This window comes from Chelativorans xinjiangensis (genome assembly GCF_009812055.1).
In the GTDB taxonomy this organism is placed as follows: Bacteria; Pseudomonadota; Alphaproteobacteria; order Rhizobiales; family Rhizobiaceae; genus Chelativorans; species Chelativorans xinjiangense.
Genome location: NZ_WQNH01000114.1, coordinates 1 through 2595, shown reverse-complemented (window position 1 = coordinate 2595; position 2595 = coordinate 1). Strand labels below are relative to the sequence as shown.

The following is a 2595-nucleotide window of genomic DNA, read 5'->3' as shown; positions in this document are numbered from 1 at the left end:
AAATAATAGCTCACGGAGTGTCCTTCCTTGGGCATCCCGGCGAAGGACCTGTTCACCGGTATTGTTGGACTCATTGCCTCATCCGATAGCCCGACAGGCATTCCAGCGCCTTGATCCAGAGCAAGGCGATCCGCCCGCGCTCGGTGGAGCTGCGGTCGCCGCCGTCAGCATTTGACGCAGCGCAAGGATAGCCTCGGCAGGCTGCGATATCGCCTGAAACAGCGGCGCATTCTTTGCACCAGGAGGAGCACTATCATGCCGTTCAGGACAGTTCTGGCCGTCGCCGGCCTCGCTTATGACGAAAGCGCGTTACAGAAAGCCGTCATGCTCTGCGAGCAAGCCCATGCGCATTTGTCCGTACTTGTCGTGGCATTGGCCGCCCCGCCACCCGTCGGCGAATATGCGGCAACGGTTTCCGATGCCTGGATGCAGGAGCGGCAGGCCGATCTCGAGCAGTTGAGGGCCTCCGCCGAGGCGGTGTCGCGATACCTGGCGCAGACTGCCCTGTCGACCGATGTGGCAAGCGAATATGCAGAGGTCGTCTGGGCTGACGACGCCATCGGGCGGCGGGGCCGGTATGCCGACATCACCGTCGCCTGGCCTGACCTGCCTGCCGGCGACACATTGAGGGACAAGGCGATTGAGGGAGCCTTGTTCTCCTCGAGCAAGCCGCTCCTCCTCGTCCCCGAGGATTGGCAGGCAACGCTCAGCCCGAAACGCATCGTGGTCGCCTGGGACACGCGCCTCGAGGCCTCAAGAGCGGTGCGCGAGTCTCTCGACATGCTCCAAGGTGCCGACGAGGTCCGTCTCGTGCTGGTCGACCCTGTCGAGGGCGAGAGCGGCCATGGTTCGGAGCCGGGCGCGGACGCGGCAGCGTTTCTCGCGCGCCACGGTGCGAAGGTCACGGTCGACCGCCTGCCAAGCCAGGGACACGCGATCGCGAAGGTCCTGGGCAGGCACGCCATGGATTGCGCCGCCGATCTCATGGTGATGGGCGCCTATGGCCATTCGCGCATGCGCGAACGCATTTTCGGCGGCGTAACGAAATCGATGCTCAAAGAGCCTCCGCTGCCGATCCTCATGGCACGATAGGGGGCATGGTCTCGCGTGCAGTGCGCGACGCGTATCCCGGCGAGTTGATCCGGCGGGATTAGGCCAGATGGCCCGCGCCTCACTCCCTCCGCTCGACCCGGCTGCCCTCCTCGAGTATGTCCGCGGGGTGGAGGACGACGACATCATTGCTGCAGCTCCTTCATTGAGCTCTCTTCCTAGCCCAAGCCGTGGCGGCGGCCTTTGACCCGCGTCAATGAGCCTGCCGCAACAGGCATCTATGTTTCATGCTGCATAATTCGGATTTTTGCCTCGCCGACAGACAGCTTCAGGAGCGGACAAATGCAGGACAAGCCCGTGCAATCGCCACCTCTCACATGGTTCTCAATCGGGGACGGACAGCAGTTCGTCCAAGCAGCGGCGTGGCTTCAGACGCATACCTTCAAGGCGATCATGCGCTACCAGATCGAGGCGCTATCGTTTCTGAAACACCGTCTCGAGCAAGTTCGCGGCTTGCTTCCGAAACGGCGAGAGAGGCGCGCAAGGAAGCCAGGGCGACGATCGACGGCATGGCGGTCGGCACGCCCGCGTAGGCTTTCCGACCCGCCGCGATGCAGTGGGAGGACGATGATGAAGGTCGCGGTGTTCAGCACCAAGCCTTATGATCGCGAGTTTCTGGCTGCCGCCAACGGCAAAGCCGGCCATGACCTGCAGTTTCTCGACGTGCGCCTCGCATTGGAGACAGTGCCCCTGGCGCAGGGAGCCGAGGCAATATGCGCTTTCGTCAACGACGACCTCAGCAAGCCTGTTCTGGAGGCGCTACGTGGGCTCGGCATCCGGCTGGTGGCGCTGAGAAGTGCCGGCTTCAACAATGTCGATCTGGAAGCGGCACGCGATCTGGGCATCAAGGTTGCGCGGGTCCCCGCTTACTCCCCGCATGCCGTCGCCGAGCACACGGTGGCGCTGATCCTCGCCCTGAACCGTAAGATCCATCGCGCCTATAACCGTGTGCGCGAGGGCAACTTCGCGCTCGAGGGGCTTTTGGGTTTCGATCTCCACGGCAAGACCGTCGGCATCGTCGGCACCGGCAAGATCGGCGAGGCGCTGGCGCGCATTCTCGCCGGTTTCGGCTGCCGCTTGTTGGCGAACGATCCCGTGCCCAACCCGGCCTGCGAGCGGCTGGGTGCGGCCTATGTGCCGCGCGAGGAGATATTTGCGCAGTCGGACATCCTGAGCCTGCACTGTCCGCTTACGCCCGATACGCACCACATGATCAGGGCCGAGACCTTGCCGCTGCTCAAGCCCGGCATGATGCTGATCAACACGAGCCGCGGCGCCGTGATCGAGACTCGCTCCGTCATCCGCGGGTTGAAAGAGGGCATCATCGGCAGCCTCGGTCTGGACGTCTACGAGGAGGAGGCGGACCTGTTCTTCGAGGACCTCTCCGACCGCTTCATCCGTGACGATGTGTTCGCGCGGCTATTGACCTTCCCCAACGTGCTCATCACCGGCCATCAGGCTTTCTTCACGAGAGAGGCGCTTACC

General features: G+C 63.4%; 2 protein-coding genes. Both read left to right on the top strand.

The genetic code is table 11. From position 1 onward, the window contains the following. Positions 1 to 255 precede the first annotated feature (255 nt). The gene (locus GM910_RS26860) at positions 256 to 1092 is read left to right on the top strand and encodes a universal stress protein (RefSeq protein WP_159593955.1); all 837 of its coding nucleotides are present in this window, start codon (positions 256 to 258) and stop codon (positions 1090 to 1092) included. Positions 1093 to 1680: 588 nt separating this feature from the next. Continuing rightward, positions 1681 to 2595: 2-hydroxyacid dehydrogenase (locus tag GM910_RS26855; protein ID WP_159593957.1), on the top strand; the 915-nt coding region annotated here is incomplete at its 3' end.